General features: G+C 60.5%; 11 protein-coding genes. 7 read left to right on the top strand and 4 right to left on the bottom strand.

Annotated elements, in window-relative coordinates:
* Positions 1 to 154: 154 nt before the first annotated feature.
* Positions 155 to 1,072 (top strand): polyphosphate kinase 2, encoded by a 918-nt coding sequence (ppk2, locus tag H096_RS30880; RefSeq protein WP_025999860.1) that lies wholly within the window; start codon positions 155 to 157, stop codon positions 1,070 to 1,072.
* Here the strand turns inward: ppk2 and H096_RS30885 are convergent.
* The 4 genes from H096_RS30885 to H096_RS30900 form a co-directional block, all read right to left on the bottom strand.
* Entirely contained in the window at positions 1,069 to 2,136 is a 1,068-nt protein-coding gene (locus H096_RS30885) for an acyl-CoA dehydrogenase family protein (protein ID WP_033902992.1), read from the bottom strand. The genes ppk2 and H096_RS30885 overlap by 4 nt on opposite strands.
* 67 nt (positions 2,137 to 2,203) lie before the next feature.
* A complete protein-coding gene (locus H096_RS30890) occupies positions 2,204 to 2,977 on the bottom strand; it encodes a GNAT family N-acyltransferase (protein WP_033902993.1) in 774 nt (257 codons plus the stop codon).
* A 123-nt stretch (positions 2,978 to 3,100) separates the two neighbouring features.
* Positions 3,101 to 5,164 carry a maltose alpha-D-glucosyltransferase gene (gene treS, locus H096_RS30895; RefSeq protein WP_033902994.1) on the bottom strand — a complete coding sequence of 688 codons (2,064 nt, stop codon included), beginning with the start codon at positions 5,162 to 5,164 and terminating at the stop codon, positions 3,101 to 3,103.
* Positions 5,165 to 5,250: 86 nt separating this feature from the next.
* Positions 5,251 to 6,009, bottom strand: a complete 759-nt coding sequence (locus tag H096_RS30900) for an AraC family transcriptional regulator (protein WP_033902995.1) — start codon at positions 6,007 to 6,009, stop codon at positions 5,251 to 5,253.
* 186 nt (positions 6,010 to 6,195) lie between these two features.
* Here H096_RS30900 and H096_RS30905 point away from each other — a divergent pair, with 186 nt between their 5' ends.
* The 6 genes from H096_RS30905 (at position 6,196) to H096_RS30930 (ending at position 15,483) form a co-directional block, all read left to right on the top strand.
* Positions 6,196 to 7,815 (top strand): APC family permease, encoded by a 1,620-nt coding sequence (locus H096_RS30905; RefSeq protein ID WP_033902996.1) that lies wholly within the window; start codon positions 6,196 to 6,198, stop codon positions 7,813 to 7,815.
* Between the two features lie 14 nt (positions 7,816 to 7,829).
* Positions 7,830 to 8,756 (top strand): 4-hydroxyproline epimerase, encoded by a 927-nt coding sequence (locus H096_RS30910; RefSeq protein WP_033902997.1) that lies wholly within the window; start codon positions 7,830 to 7,832, stop codon positions 8,754 to 8,756.
* 42 nt (positions 8,757 to 8,798) lie between these two features.
* Positions 8,799 to 9,746: a dihydrodipicolinate synthase family protein gene (locus H096_RS30915; RefSeq protein ID WP_033902998.1), complete on the top strand. Its 948-nt coding sequence runs from the start codon at positions 8,799 to 8,801 to the stop codon at positions 9,744 to 9,746.
* A 61-nt stretch (positions 9,747 to 9,807) separates the two neighbouring features.
* Positions 9,808 to 11,379 (top strand): aldehyde dehydrogenase (NADP(+)), encoded by a 1,572-nt coding sequence (locus tag H096_RS30920; protein WP_033902999.1) that lies wholly within the window; start codon positions 9,808 to 9,810, stop codon positions 11,377 to 11,379.
* Between the two features lie 3 nt (positions 11,380 to 11,382).
* A complete protein-coding gene (locus H096_RS30925) occupies positions 11,383 to 12,621 on the top strand; it encodes an FAD-dependent oxidoreductase (protein WP_033903000.1) in 1,239 nt (412 codons plus the stop codon).
* 234 nt (positions 12,622 to 12,855) lie between these two features.
* Positions 12,856 to 15,483: a LuxR C-terminal-related transcriptional regulator gene (locus H096_RS30930; protein WP_241495550.1), complete on the top strand. Its 2,628-nt coding sequence runs from the start codon at positions 12,856 to 12,858 to the stop codon at positions 15,481 to 15,483.
* Positions 15,484 to 15,592: the final 109 nt, after the last annotated feature.

A 15,592-nucleotide genomic window follows, 5' to 3' on the forward strand; every position in this document is an offset into this window, starting at 1 on the left:
AACTCTGCAACATTCTTGTTACGGTTTTATGAACGTGGAGTGGCAAAACGCCTGGTTGTCCCCCTCTCCCACCGCAATCACGGTATTTGATGTCATTGGTTAGTAACAAAATGCGACTAAGACTTTGCCATCCCCCACCACGCGAGTTCCACCCATGTCCTCAATAGAAGATGCCTTGATGCAGCGCATCCATCGTGAATTGCTGGATCACAGTGACGAAGAGCTGGAACTGGAATTATCCGAAGATGGGCACGACCTCAACGCGCTGTTTGACGAGCACGTCGGTGAAAGCGCCGAAAAAGCCGCGCGCAGGATTTATTTCAGCGAACTGTTCCGCCTGCAGGGCGAACTGGTGAAATTGCAGAGTTGGGTGGTCAAGACCGGTCACAAAGTGGTGATCCTGTTCGAAGGGCGCGATGCTGCCGGCAAAGGCGGTGTGATCAAACGCATCACCCAGCGCCTGAACCCGAGGGTCTGCCGAGTGGCCGCCCTGCCCGCGCCGAATGACCGAGAACAGACTCAGTGGTATTTCCAGCGCTACGTTTCACACCTGCCGGCCGCCGGCGAAATCGTGCTGTTCGACCGCAGCTGGTACAACCGCGCTGGCGTCGAGCAGGTCATGGGGTTCTGCAACGCGGACCAGTACGAAGAGTTCTTCCGCACCGTGCCGGAGTTCGAGCGCATGCTCGCCCGTTCCGGCATTCAGTTGATCAAGTATTGGTTTTCCATTTCCGACCAGGAACAGCACCTGCGCTTTCTTAGCCGTATTCACGACCCGCTCAAGCAATGGAAGCTCAGCCCCATGGACCTGGAGTCGCGTCGGCGCTGGGAGGCCTATACCAAGGCCAAGGAAATCATGCTCGAACGCACCCACATCGCCGAAGCGCCGTGGTGGGTGGTGCAGGCGGATGACAAGAAAAAAGCCCGGCTCAACTGCATCCACCACCTGCTCGGGCAGATGCCATATGAAGAAGTCGAGCTGCCGGTGATCGAACTGCCGCAGCGGGTGCGGCAGGAGGACTACTCCCGTAGCCCGACGCCACCGGAACTCATCGTGCCGCAACTCTATTAACTGAGCTGCTCACACAGGAACGGCACACTGGCGAGCCGTGAGGTGGGGTGAAACGCCAGTACCCGCGTCGCCACCAACAGGTAAGCGACTTCCTCGGAGGACATGAACGCCATGCCACCGAGGATTTCGAAGGCGCGGGTACTGATGCGGTTGATCGCCTCTTGCACGGCAAACCGCGTGGCTTGCGCGCGTGCCAGGTCTGCGCGCAGGAACCGGTTCTGGTCGATGGCAACCGCCAGGCCGCGTATCGCCATCGTGGCGCCCTGCAGATCAATCAGCAGCATTGCGCGATCATCCTGCGAGCCTTTGTTGCATGCCAATGCCCTCGACGCCAACGCAGACGCCATGCCCAGGTAGGACGCCGACGCAAGCAACTGGAACCAGATCGCAAACAAGTGCTCACCCGTGCCCTGCTGCACATCGTCCAGTTGGTTATCCACGGCCTTGCTGAAATACATCATCGCCTCTGGCACCAACAGCTTGTCGAAGATCACTTCATGGCTGTCGGCTGCTTGTAAATGCGGCACCGACCAGAACTTTTTCCGCTGGATATTCGGGTCACCCGCCAACCCCAGGCCGATGCCGATATGGGTCTGGCCTTGCGGGTCGACGTAGTTGACGCCAAAGCTGATCGCGTCAAAGTGATGGGTCATCGTGCAGGGCTTCTTGCTGCCGCTCACTCGATAACCATCGGCTGTTTTTTCTACGGACAGCGTGGACTCCAGGATATTGGCGTGTGCCCGCCCCTCGGCAAAACCCGACGCGACCAACAGGTTGTCGCGAGCGACCACGCCGAGCATTCCCTGGATATCGGGAAAGAAGCGACTCGCCGCCATCATGCCGGCCACCGTGTGATGGTGCATGGTCATCATCACGGCCAATGAAGGGCAATGGGCGCCAACCCAGGTGTGTACCTGGGCCAGGTTGACTGCGCTGATCCCTCCACCGCCAAGTTCCTTGGCGATGGAAAGTCCTGGCGCGCCGACTGTTTTAAACAACGTGGCCAGTTGTTTGGACTCGCCACGTTCTAGTTCAATCAGTGAGGCCGCTTCAAGAACAGGCACCAGTTCAGGAATACAGGCTAAAACGGTATCTCTTTCTTCACTCAGAAACATAGTAAACGAACCCTTGTTATTGTTTAGGCTTTAAGTAATGTCGCGCATAACGACTGTCCAACTTCGACAGTGGCAATAACATAAAGAAGTCCGCCACATTGAATTCCTTATCCCACGCCGGTGCACCACAGACCCAGCCACCACTGCGCAAGTAACCTTTAAGCAACGGCGGGACGCGCGGCACATGTCCGGGCTCGAACGCTTCCAGGGGAAAAGGGATATGGGGCGTTACGCGATAGTCGGCGGGCGCTCGATTTTCTGCGGTAAAGCCTCGATACAACGCCGCCGCATCATGGCCACCATCGGACAGGCTCACGCTCGCGCAACCCATCAGATGGTCACAGCCCTCACGCTCCATATACTTCGCAAGACCTGACCACAACAGCATGATCACACTGCCGCTGCGGTATTCGGGGTGGACACAGGCATGCCCGGCTTCAACGGTCCTGGCGCGCAATGACGCTAGCCCACTGAGATCAAACTCCCTCTCCGAGTAGTAGTGCCCCATGCGCTGTGCAGCGGCCGGGCCCATCAGGCGGTAGGCGCCCACCACGGCTGAAGTCTTGGCGTCGCGGACCAGTAAGTGGTCGCAGTAGTCGTCAAACTCGTCAGTATTCAACGCCTCAGGGTTTGCAAGTTCAGACCATTTAAAAGTTTCGGTAAAGACACGATAACGCAGGCGTTGCACCTCACGTATTTCTTCTTGCCGAGTGGCGAGACTGACCACTAACCCTGCACGCGGAAGTTGTGCAGTTGAATGTTCTTCACTGGATACCGACGGAGATCGCATTCCTGTTCCTTTGAGTCGCCATACGCGTAAGAGGCAAGTAGTGAGCAGGACACTAACATGCGACTTTATGCAGGCAACGTAAGGAAACTCCGAAACAAGTTGCGATCTTTATGGTGGGTAAAGTTACTGTGGTGAACTACTCACCACCCGCAACGCCAACCCCTCGTACGCATCCAGGGTAATGGTGAATTCCCCCTCCGCCGTCAGGTCGCCTTCCACACGCTCATTGATGATGTCCACTACCATCCCGGCAGCAATATCCGATAGATGCAGGGTTTCAATGATCGGCGTCGCACCAAAATTCAGTGCAGTGATTTGCGTGCCTTTGCCGGCCGGCAATTCATGCACCATTACCAGCAGCGCCGAGTTTTCAACCTCCGGCACCAGAATCTGGCGGCTGGCGGCGATGTCATAGGCACGGCGCACCGCGAGGATTTTCTGCAGTTGCGAAGAAAAGGATTCGGGGTCCTGCAACTGGCTGTTCAAGCTGCCGTAAAGGCTTTTCGAGCGTGGCATGTGGCCAGCCGAAAGCGCTGCGTCCGGGTTCAAATCCACCAGGTCATACGCGCCGCGATGAATCCAACGGGTGTCGCCATCCTGCATCAAGTGCTCGACCTCTTCGGCCGCCAGCGGCAGCGCGCCCACCAAGTCCCAACCCGACAAGGCAAACACCCCAGGCTGCATGGCGTTGTACATCACCAGCAGCAAATGGATCTGGCGGATCTGCCGGATGTCAGCTTCGGTGATCGCCTCCAGATCACGAATGCCCAGCGCCGCCGTGATGATGCTGGCCGTGGTGCACGACACGCCATTGGTCACAAACTTGAGGTTATACGGCGCATGCTCACCGGCCAGGCGCTCGTACATCTGCTCGCGAATGTGCTCGCGCAGGATATTGCCGGGAAAGGTCTGGCCCTGGTACAGGAAGGTGTCATGGGCGTGTAACGTCCAGAAGTGCACCAACTCCAGGGTCAGCTCATCGTGGTTCTGCAACGCATGGATCAGCGAACCGGGGTCGATACCTTGGCGGTGCATTTCACGCAACATCAGGCGCAGGAACTCGGCGTCGCCCATTAGCAGTGCATGCTGGTACGCCGGACGGGTGATGAAGTCATAGGACAGGTCGGCGCCACCATGGGACATGGAAGCGATGTCATCCACGGTGAGGTTCAACTCCTGGAAACTGAAACCGCCGGCCTTGCGAATCGCGCCGCCGAGCAACTGGTTGCCGGTGATCGACAGCGGATGGCTCTCGGACCAGGCCGTGCCGTCCAGCTTGCGCTCCACACCAAGAAAACCGTTGGCGTCCAGGCGCAGGATCTTCGCGCCCATCACGTCGATGGCGTGCAGCGCATCACCGATGATCATCTGCTGCGCGGCAAAGGTCGGGTCCAGCCAATTCAGCGATGGCTGGCCTTCCTTGAAGTAATGCAGGTACACCCAGCGACGCGGCTTGCCATCCACACCGAGCACCACGTCTGTCGCGCTCCAGTCGGTTTCCTTGACGCCGGGCTCGAAGAAGATCACCCGCTGCAACTGGCCGACGATGTAGTGTTTGTCACGCAACGCATCGACCTGGACGGGGCTGAGGTTTTGCGCGTCACGGCCCTCAGCGACGTCGGGCAGCAGCGCCCAGTCCTCCTCGCGGATTTCGACCATGTGGTACAGGCCGGGATAGTCCTCGTAGGCCATCTCGGCCAGCCGGAAATCCGCGCCCTTGCCGGTGTGGGACGGGATCACATCGTCGATGATCACCGCATTGTGCGCCGCCGCCATGCGCGTCAACGCCTGCAACTGCGCCTCGGTGCCCAACTCCGGGTCGATCTCGAAGCTGATGCGGTCGAAATTGCCGTCGATGGTCGGTGTGTGCTGCGTGCCCTTCAGGCCGCCGGACTTTTTCAATGGGCCATTGTGGATGCCCTGGATGCCGATCTTCGACAACGCCTGCCACAGCGCCTCATCCCCCAACGCCTCCAACACCGTGCCGCCCTCACGGGTCACAATCGAGGCCGGGTACGCGGTGAACCACACGGACGACAGGGCCGAAGCATCACGGGGCCGCGTCTGCGCGTAAGGCTGCTGCCACAACCGGCCCTGGCCCGAATAGAGCTTGGCGCGCTGGCGTGCCGCGTGCAGCATCGATTGTTCCACCAGCCAGTTCACATGGTTGTTTTCAGCCGCCGTCATATGCCTGATCCCTGTTGTCGTCCAAAGGTTGCTCGTAAGCATAGGAGCCACAACCGGGGCCATTCGTTGCATTGCAATGTGGGCGACTACGCCAACTGCCGATACTGCCTCGGCGTAAACCCCGTCGACGCCTTGAATTGGCGGGTAAACGCACTGTGGTCGGTGTACCCGCATTGCAGCGCCACTTCGGTGATCGGCAGGTCGGTGTGCAACAGCCGGTGCGCCTGCTCCAGACGCACTTTCTGGATCATCTGCCGTGGCGTGAGGTGGAACACGCGCTTGCAGTAGCGCTCCAGCTGCGCCACCGAAATGCCGGCGATCCGGGTCAATTCACCCAGGGTCACGCGGCGGTTGAAGTGTGCGCGGATATGGGCGTCCACGGCGGCCAGGCGCTGGTACGCCGGGTGGCTTTCGCTGGCGGTTTGCAGGTCGACCGAGATACCTGCCAGGCCGATGATCGCCCCTGTGTGGCTGTACAGCGGCCACTTGTGGGTCAGGCACCAGCCGGGTTCGCGGGTGCCGTACAAGTGCAGTTCCAGCTGATCTTCCAGCACAAAGCCCTGCTCCAGCACGCGCCGGTCCTGTTCGGTGTAGCCCGGCCCCAATTGCGCGGGAAAGACTTCGGCACTGGTCTTGCCCAGCAGCGGTTGCAGTTGCTTGAGGCCGCAGCGCTGCACCAGGGTGCGGTTGGCGAGCACATAGCGGGCCTGGGTGTCCTTGATGAAAATCGCGGCATTGGGGATCACGTCCAGCATCGGCAATAGCTGCGCGACACTGCCCAATAACTGTTCGATGTCTTGGGGGTTGCTCCCTTGGCAAAGGGTCGCAAACGCGTTCTGCAGCATGACGGTTGATCCCCGCTGGTGGCCTGACGGATAGCAGATTGCCCGATGCCCGGAGCCCTGTCGAGCAAGCAAAACTGTGCTGATTTCGTCATCGATGCCGGCAAAAAACATCAATCGCGCCGCCGTTCATGCGTTCACTGTATGGCCACTGCATGCCTATCCAATAACTCACAAGAAGGCGACGCTATGTCAGCTCAAGGCAAGTTCAAGAAACAGCTTTCCCTGATGGACCTGACCTTTATCGGGTTGGGTGCCATCTTTGGTTCGGGCTGGTTGTTTGCAGCCAGCCATGTATCTGCAATCGCAGGCCCAGCGGGCATTATTTCCTGGCTCATCGGCGGTTTCGCGGTGCTGCTGCTGGGCATTGTGTACTGCGAACTGGGCGCCGCATTGCCCCGCGCCGGCGGCGTGGTGCGCTACCCGGTCTACTCCCATGGCCCACTGCTGGGCTACCTGATGGGCTTCATCACCCTGATCGCGTTTTCCAGCCTGGTGGCCATTGAAGTGGTCGCCTCGCGGCAATACGCAGCGGCGTGGTTTCCGGAGCTGACCAAGGCCGGTTCCAGCGACCCGACCACCCTCGGCTGGCTGGTGCAATTCGCCCTGCTGTGCCTGTTCTTCGTGCTCAATTACCGCAGCGTGAAGACCTTCGCCATCGCCAATAACCTGGTCAGCGTCTTCAAGTTTATCGTGCCGCTGCTGGTGATCGGTGTGCTGTTCACCTTCTTCAAACCGGCGAACTTCCAGGTGCAGGGTTTTGCGCCGTTCGGGCTGTCGGGCATCGAAATGGCGGTGTCGGCCGGTGGGGTGATTTTTGCCTACCTGGGCCTGACCCCGATCATCTCGGTGGCCAGTGAAGTGAAGAACCCGCAGCGCACGATTCCGATTGCCTTGATCCTTTCGGTGTTGTTGTCGACCGCCATCTACGTGCTGCTGCAAACCGCCTTCCTCGGTGGCGTGCCCACGGAAATGCTCGCCAATGGCTGGGCCGGGATCAGCAAGGAACTGGCGCTGCCTTATCGGGATATCGCCCTGGCGCTGGGCGTGGGTTGGTTGGCCTACCTGGTGGTGGCCGACGCGGTGATCTCACCCAGTGGCTGCGGCAATATCTACATGAACGCCACCCCTCGCGTGGTGTATGGCTGGGCGCAGACCGGCACGTTCTTCAAGATTTTCACGCGTATCGATGAGAAGTCCGGCATTCCACGCCCGGCGCTGTGGCTGACCTTTGGTTTGTCGGTGTTCTGGACCCTACCGTTTCCGTCCTGGGAAGCGCTGATCAATGTGGTGTCTGCGGCGCTGATCCTCAGCTACGCCGTGGCCCCAGTGACTGTCGCCGCGCTACGTCGCAATGCCCCGCAGATGGCGCGGCCGTTCCGGGTCAAGGGCATGGCGGTGCTGGGTCCGCTGTCGTTCATCATCGCCGCGCTGATCGTGTACTGGTCCGGCTGGAGCACGGTGTCCTGGCTGCTCGGCCTGCAGATCCTCATGTTCGTGGTGTACCTGCTGTGCGCACGCTGGGTGCCGACTGCGCACCTCAATATCAAACAACAAGTGCGCTCGTCTGCCTGGCTGATCGGCTTCTATGCGGTGACCATCCTGCTGTCCAAGCTTGGCAGTTTTGGCGGCATCGGCGTGATCAGCCACCCGCTCGACACGATTGTCGTCGCCGTTTGCGCACTCGGCATTTACTACTGGGGCGCCGCCACTGGCGTACCGGCTCACCTGGTACGGCTGGAACACGAAGCCGATGAAAGCGAAGCGGTCGATGAACCTCACGCCCCGCTGACACCCGCGACTTACTGATTCAGGAGCCTTTTATGAAGCGACTGCATGTGATCGACTCCCACACCGGCGGCGAACCGACGCGCCTGGTCATGAGCGGTTTCCCGGCGCTGAGCGGCGCCACGATTGCCGATCAATTGCACAGCCTGCGCACCGAGCATGATCACTGGCGCCGTGCCTGCCTGCTGGAGCCACGTGGCAACGATGTATTGGTCGGCGCACTGTATTGCGAACCCGTGACGCCAGGCGCGATCTGCGGCGTGATCTTCTTCAACAACGCCGGTTACCTCGGCATGTGCGGCCACGGCACCATCGGCCTGGTCGCGTCGCTGCACCACTTGGGGCGTATCCAGCCCGGCGTGCACGCCATCGACACGCCTGTCGGTCCAGTGGAGGCCACGCTGCACACAGACGGCAGCGTGACGCTGTGCAATGTGCCCGCCTACCGCCTGAGCACACAGGTGCCAGTGGAGGTGCCAGGGCATGGCGTGGTCTACGGCGATATCGCCTGGGGCGGCAACTGGTTTTTCCTGGTGTCGGACCATGGCCAACGCTTGCAGATGGACAACGTGGATGCGCTTACCGACTACACCTGGGCGATGCTCAAGGCCCTGGAGGATCAAGGCATTCACGGTGCGGATGGCGCGCTGATCGACCACATCGAACTGTTCGCCGATGACGACCTTGCCGACAGCCGCAACTTCGTGATGTGCCCCGGCAAGGCCTACGACCGCTCACCCTGCGGCACCGGCACCAGCGCCAAGCTGGCCTGCCTGGCCGCCGATGAAAAACTCAAGCCCGGTGAAATCTGGACCCAAGCCAGCATCACCGGCAGCCAATTCGAAGGCCGCTATGAATGGGACGGCGAGCGCGTGCGGCCCTTCATCACTGGCAGCGCCTACATGACCGCCGACAGCACCTTACTGATCGACGAGCGCGACCCGTTTGCCTGGGGCATCTAAGCCCTTCCCTGTTTGTACTGAACGTTCCAAGGAGTTAGAACAATGAGCGACAACATCTTCACCGGCTGCATCCCCGCCCTGATGACCCCGTGCACCGCCGAGCGCAAACCGGACTTCGACGCCCTGGTCGCCAAAGGCCGGGAATTGATCGATATCGGCATGAGCGCCGCGGTGTACTGCGGCTCCATGGGCGACTGGCCGTTGCTCACCGAGGCCGAACGCCAGGAAGGCGTGGCACGCCTGGTGGCGGCCGGTGTACCGACCATCGTCGGCACCGGTGCGGTCAACAGCCGTGAAGCCGTGGCCCATGCCGCCCACGCCGCCAAAGTCGGCGCCCATGGCCTGATGGTGATTCCGCGCGTACTGTCCCGTGGTGCCTCCGCTACCGCACAGAAGGCGCACTTCTCGGCCATCCTCAAGGCTGCGCCAAACCTGCCGGCGGTGATCTACAACAGCCCCTACTACGGCTTCGCCACCCGCGCTGACCTGTTTTTTGAACTGCGCCGCGAACACCCGAACCTGATTGGCTTCAAGGAATTTGGCGGCGGCGCCGACCTGCGCTATGCCGCCGAACACATCACCTCCCAGGACGATAACGTGACCTTGATGGTCGGCGTGGACACCCAGGTGGTGCACGGCTTCGTCAACTGCAACGCCACCGGCGCCATCACCGGTATCGGCAACGCCCTGCCTCGGGAAGTGCTGCAACTGGTGGCCTTGAGCAAAAAAGCCGCCAAGGGCGATGCCAAGGCCCGTCGCCAGGCCCGAGAGCTGGAGGCCGCGCTGGCAGTACTGTCGTCCTTCGACGAAGGCTGCGACCTGGTGCTGTATTACAAGCACTTGATGGTGCTCAACGGTGATACAGGCTACGCCCTGCACTTCAATGAAACGGATGTGCTCAGCGATGCCCAGCGCCGTTATGCCGAGAACCAGTACGCGCTGTTCCGCCAGTGGTACGCCAACTGGTCGGCGGAACAGAACGTCGCGTGACCCCCTTGCGCGCCGCTGCGGTTCTCGCAGCGGCCAACCCCTTTTCTACCAGGACGACCCCATGACTCTGACGGGCAAAATGCTGATCGGTCAGCAACTCATTTCCGGAAACCGCGAGGCGATCCGGGCGATCAATCCCGCCACCGATACCCCCATGGAACCGGCCTATCCAGGCGGCGACGGCGAACAGGTGGCCCAGGCGTGTGCCTTGGCGTGGGCGGCGTTTGATAAGTACCGCGAAACGTCGCTGGAGGCGCGTGCCAGCTTTCTTGAAGCCATCGCCACGCAGATCGAAGCCCTGGGTGATGAGCTGATCGAACGTGCCGTTGCCGAAACCGGCCTGCCCCACGCGCGCATCCAAGGCGAACGCGGGCGCACCTGCGGCCAACTGCGCACCTTTGCTCGCACCGTACGCGCCGGGGAATGGCTGGATGTGCGGGTGGACCCTTCACAGCCGCAACGCCAGCCACTGCCTCGTCCAGACCTGCGCCAGCGCCATATCGCGCTGGGCCCGGTGGCCGTGTTCGGTGCGAGCAATTTCCCCCTGGCGTTTTCCGTAGCCGGTGGCGACACCGCCTCCGCGCTGGCCGCCGGTTGCCCAGTGGTGGTCAAGGCCCATGGCGCGCATCCGGGCACCAGTGAACTGGTGGGCCGGGCGGTGGCGCAGGCAGTCAAGGCTTGTGGCTTGCCCGAAGGCGTGTTTTCGCTGTTGTACGGTTCGGGACGCGAGGTGGGGATTGCGCTGGTCACCGATCCGCGCATCAAGGCGGTTGGTTTCACCGGCTCGCGCAGCGGTGGCGTGGCGTTGACCCAAGCGGCGCAGGCCCGGCCCGAGCCGATTCCGGTGTATGCGGAGATGAGTTCGATCAATCCGGTGTATCTGTTCCCAGCCGCACTCACCACACGCGGTGAAGCGTTGGCGAAAGGCTTTGTGGCGTCGCTGACTCAGGGTGCCGGGCAGTTTTGCACCAACCCAGGTTTGGTGATCGCCGTACAAGGGCCCGCGCTGGATCGTTTTATCGGCACGGCCAGTGAAATGCTGCCCAACTGTGCAGCGCAGACCATGCTGACCCCCGGCATTTTCAGTGCCTTCGATGCAGGCGTGGCCGCACTGACAGAGCACGCCAAAGTGGCGGCAAAGGGATTGCCAGCAGAAGGCCCCAACAGAGGCCAAGCCCACCTGTTCGTGACTCAGGCCAAGGATTTTTTAGCCAATGAACACCTGCAAGCCGAAGTCTTCGGCGCCGCTTCATTGATCGTCGTATGCGCCAATAACGAAGAGGTGCACCAGGTGTCCGAACACCTGGAGGGCCAACTGACCGCCACCCTGCAGATGGATGACGACGATCTGCCAAGCGCCAAGGCCCTGCTGCCGGTGCTTGAGCGCAAGGCCGGTCGCTTGCTGGTCAACGGCTGGCCGACGGGTGTGGAAGTCTGTGATGCCATGGTGCATGGCGGCCCCTTCCCTGCCACGTCAGATTCGCGCAGCACCTCGGTGGGCACGGCGGCGATCCAACGGTTTTTGCGACCGGTGTGTTATCAGGACTTCCCCGATGCGCTGTTGCCTGCTGCACTCCAGCACGGCAACCCGTTGCTGCTGCGGCGCCTGCTCGATGGCCAGAGGGAGGCGTAGGCCATGTCCGATGCGGATATCGTCGTGGTCGGCGCCGGCATTATCGGCGTCGCCTGCGCGCTGCAACTGGCGCGTCAGGGCCAGCAAGTGCGGGTAGTCGACCCGCAGGAACCCGGCATGGGCGCGTCCTATGGCAACGCCGGGCACTTGGCGACCGAACAGGTGTTCCCCATTGCCGACCTGTCGATCCTCAAGCGCTTGCCCGGCATGCTGCTGGACCCCATGGGCCCGCTGCGCCTGGATTGGAAATACCTGCCGCACGCCCTACCCTGGTTCGCGCGTTTGCTGCTGAACCTGCGCCCGGCGAGTTATCAGCGCACGGTCGCGGGTATCCGTACGCTCAATGAAGGTAGCCTGGGTGCGTGGCAGCGCCTGCTGCACAGCATCGGGCAGCCGGAGTTGTTGCGTGAGGATGGTTCGCTGCTGGTATTTGAGCGTACGGAATCACGGGAAGCGCTCAATGCCTTGCAGCAGCGCATGCAACAGCAGCAGGTGCCGGTGGCGTTCTGGTCCGGCGATGCCATACGCCAGGCTGCACCGCAGTTGAGCGACAACATTCAGGGCGGGCTGTTTTTTCCCGGCACCGGGCACTTCCTGGATCCCTACCACGTGGTCTGCGAACTGGTATGTGCGGCCAAGGCCAGCGGCGTGCAGTTTCTTAAACGCCACGTGCTGGATGGCCGCGTCGACGCACAGGGCGTGTCACTCACCACTGACCAGGGACCGCTGTCCGCGCGCCAGGTGCTGATCGCCTGCGGCGCCCACTCGGCCAAACTGACCGCGGCCCTGACCGGCAAGAAAGTCCCGCTGGACACCGAGCGCGGCTACCACCTGATGCTGCCCCATGAACACCATCGCCTGCCGTTTGCCGTCACTTCCCTGGAACGAAAATTCATCATGACCCCCATGACCGACGGCCTGCGCCTGGCCGGCACGGTGGAATTCGCCGGCCTCGATCGCCCGGCGAATATGGAGCGCGCCTGGCAGTTGCATCGGTTGAGCCAGGGGTTGTTTCGCGAGGACCTGAGTGCAGAAGGTGCAACGCCGTGGATGGGGTTCCGGCCGTCGTTGCCGGATTCATTGCCCGTGATTGATCGGGTGTGTGATGGGAAGGTGCTGCTTGCGTTTGGGCATCAGCATCTGGGGTTGACGCAGGCGGCGGTGACGGCGGAATGGGTTGGGGAGTTGGCATTACCAACGAATAAGCCGACGCCCATACAGTATCGACTGAGCCGATTTTAACGAATGAATGAAGAATCAGAGACGTCCTACATGACGCGTAGGACATACTCTATCGTTTTAATGAGTACCTCTGAAAGGCGGATTTCAGCGGGTTATAACGCATTGACGATGCGCTTCCCCAAGGAACGGGCTCGCTGGTCTTTGGGCTCATAAACATTACGTGACGATTCTGCGCTTTATCGCCGAAACACAGCTGTTAAATCAGAAGCGGCCCCTCCGGATGAGACCGCGACCGTGAAAAAACAACTATCGACTGCCACAGTGAGCGGTTGGTGCTGGGTTGGCAAACTGACACCGCCGTTGTTACTGCTGACATCCTTGCCTCGACAGCCGCTGCTTGATGCGTTCCATGCACGAATCAAAGGTCCATTGACTCTGGTGGTCGCACCCGCTGGGTACGGCAAGACGACGCTCCTCATGCAGTGGCGTCAATCCCTCTTATCAACTGCGAGGCCCGCCGTCATTGCCTGGCTTTCATTGGATGAGGCCGACAGTGACCCCAATCGCTTCCTGTCGTATCTAATCCTTACGCTGGACCGTGCAGGGCTTGATCTTGGACATTTGGTGCGGCTTGCTCACGACCAGTCACTGGATGCTCAACCGCACCGCACGATTACTGCCCTGCTCCACGCAATTGCCAGGGAAAATAGACAGGTCACGTTGTTTCTTGACGATTATCACGTGGCGGCTACCCCGCAACTCAACGTCATCGTACAGGCTCTGCTTGAACAGGCTGCCCCGTGGATGGAATGGGTGGTGGCTGTACGCATTCGCCCTGACTGGCCGCTGACGCAATGGAAGGCCAATGGTTGGGTGCACGAAGTCTCGGCACACGCCTTGATGCTTACGAAGGCAGAAACCGCAGCCATACTAGGGCCCGATATTCCGCCCGCCGAACTCGCTCACCTACATGATAAAACCGAAGGCTGGGCAGTAGCCGTGCAGCTGGCACGCCTGTGGCGGACCAACGGCGATACTTCGTTGAATAGCCTCGCTGCGTTCTCGGGACGCGTCACCGATATTGCTGATTACCTGACGGGACAAGTGGTGCAACGCTTATCCGCAGTGTGCCAGGCTTTTTTGCGCGACATGGCGCTTCTGGAGCGCTTCAACGCCGAGTTGGCCGATTCGGTACGTGAACGTCACGACAGCGCACAGTTACTGAGGCAACTGGCCCACCTCGATGCTCTATTGGTGCCGTTGGATGCCAGCCGTCAGTGGTTTCGCTTCCACCGGTTGCTGCAGGACTTTCTCAAACAGAGCATTGATGCAAGTGCCGCGCGGGACATTCACTATGCAGCTGCACAATGGTTGGCTGAAGAAAAGGACTGGATTCAGGCGGTCGCTTATGCGCTACGTGCCCGTGATACGCGACTGGCAGTGGATCTGGTCGTACGTGCCGGCAGCTGGAAAGTAGTGCTTTTCCACGGTATTCGTTACGCCCAAAGCCTGCTGCAGCAGTTTGACAAACAAACCCTGGGGGCCGAGCCGGATCTTCTATTACTCCAAGCGTACTTGCACGCCAAGCTAGGCGAGCACGCGCTTGCAGGCCAATCACTCGGCCTCGTCCAAGACAGAACCCGCAATGATCAACGTCTGGCAGGCGACTTTCATGTGGTTCAGACCCTCGCTTGCGCCTATGTGGACTGCTTTGATCTACCTCAATACGACGGCATCCCAAGCGAAAACCTGCTGGCCATCGGCACACTTGAGTGTGTACATGCCTTGCAGGCATTGACCGAGGGCCAACTGCCGCTGGCCCTGCGGATCATTCGTTCGGCACACATCAAGATGCGTCTGATCGCCTGCCCGCGGGGTGAAAACTATTGCCGGGTTCATGAGGCACAGGTGCTGGCACTGGCGGGTGATATTCCGGCGTCAGCGCAGATGGTTGAAAATGCATTGGTCGTCGCCGTCAACCAGTTCGGCAACGAAAGCTCAGTACGGGCGCTGGTAGGTTGTCTCAAGGCACAGCACCTGTATTGGCAAGGTGACTGGACCGAGGTCATGCCTTGGGTGCGTGATGGCTGGACCTCTCTGGAACACACCGATGGTTGGCTGGACATCGCGGCAGGGACTGCTGAGGTGGCTTGGCGCACAGTGCTGCGAACCCAAGGCATGCAGCCGGCGCTGCTCGAGCTGGAGCATGTGTCACAGCTCGCCATTGCGCGAAATTGGCGAAGGCTGGAGCAATTGGTTGGAGCCTGGCGTGTGGATCTTCTGGTGCAAGCAGGATTTCTGTCTCAGGCCCGTCAAGAATCATTGGCTGCGCACCTGGAAAGTGCCGCGGACAACGCCCGGGACTGGCGCAACCAAGAAGCATCAATGCTGGCATTGGCCAAACTGCAGTTTGCAACAGGCGCTTCCAGTGCGGCGCTCAACCGACTCGTACAAGGAGCACGCAGCTTGCAGCACAGCGGCTTGCAAATGCCTGCGTGGCGCCTGCAAGTACTGACACTGACGGCGTTTGGCAAGGGGCATGCTATCGAGCACGACGCCACGCTTGCATCAATTCCTGAACAGCTATTACCAGGCCTGTTACTGGAGGCCGGGCCCTGTTTGCTGCCTGCATTGGAAGCCTGTGTCGATATCAATGGACGCCTGACCGCAATCATCACTCGGCTGCGCGGTTGGCGTGCCCATCCCGTTCGCTCACGCATGCCCTTTAGCGCAAAGGAGACGCAAATCCTGTCTCTGCTCGTCGAAGGTCAAACTAACAAAGCGATTGCCCAGGGTATGGATATTTCCGAAAACACCGTGAAATTCCACCTCAAACACATATTTTCCAAACTGCGCGTCGATAACCGGACATCAGCCATAGCGGCGGCTTTGCGACTTGGCGTAGTGGGTCCCCCGCATTAGTCACCAACCTACCCGGATGGGTAGTCGCTATGCGCCCTGCCGCCCAGACCTACCCGCGCCGCGCATAGCCGTCAGCTGACGGCCCGCCCTAGCATCCATGAACACCAGA

Origin of the sequence: Pseudomonas sp. FH1 (assembly GCF_000510895.2) — a bacterium.
In the GTDB taxonomy this organism is placed as follows: domain Bacteria; phylum Pseudomonadota; class Gammaproteobacteria; order Pseudomonadales; family Pseudomonadaceae; genus Aquipseudomonas; species Aquipseudomonas azotoformans_A.